This is a genomic window from Photobacterium alginatilyticum (genome assembly GCF_009910675.1).
In the GTDB taxonomy this organism is placed as follows: domain Bacteria; phylum Pseudomonadota; class Gammaproteobacteria; order Enterobacterales; family Vibrionaceae; genus Photobacterium; species Photobacterium alginatilyticum.
The window spans coordinates 1-405 of record NZ_RSEJ01000321.1 but is presented as its reverse complement, the minus strand read 5'-3'; the positions used below and the strand labels follow the sequence as shown (position 1 = coordinate 405).

1 rRNA gene is annotated in these 405 nt (G+C 51.6%); it reads right to left on the bottom strand.

What is annotated here, in order from left to right:
- Positions 1 to 405, bottom strand: a 23S ribosomal RNA gene (locus tag EIZ48_RS31705); the annotation flags it as partial.

Sequence of the window (405 nt, the reverse complement as noted above, 5' to 3'; positions counted from 1 at the left end):
AAAGCAAGCTTTTCGCCACCGATGATACAAGGCGTTCGCCAGTACCTTAGGATCGACTGACCCACATCCAACTACTGTTCACGTGGAACCCTTCTCCACTTCAGTCTTCAAGGATCGAACTTGAATATTTGCTACTACCATTACGATCTGCACTGACGGAMGCTCCAGCCGAGCCTACGCTCATAGCCTTCAACGCAACCGCCMCGACCTTCCTACTCGTTACGACCTGGCGCTAGACAACGCACATGTCGCAACGGCGGAGTATAGGTCTCTCGCTTAAGCGCCATCCATTTTCAGGGCTAGTTGATTCGGCAGGTGAGTTGTTACACACTCCTTAGCGGATACCGACTTCCATGGCCACCGTCCTGCTGTCAATATCAACCAACACCTTTTATGGGGTCTCAT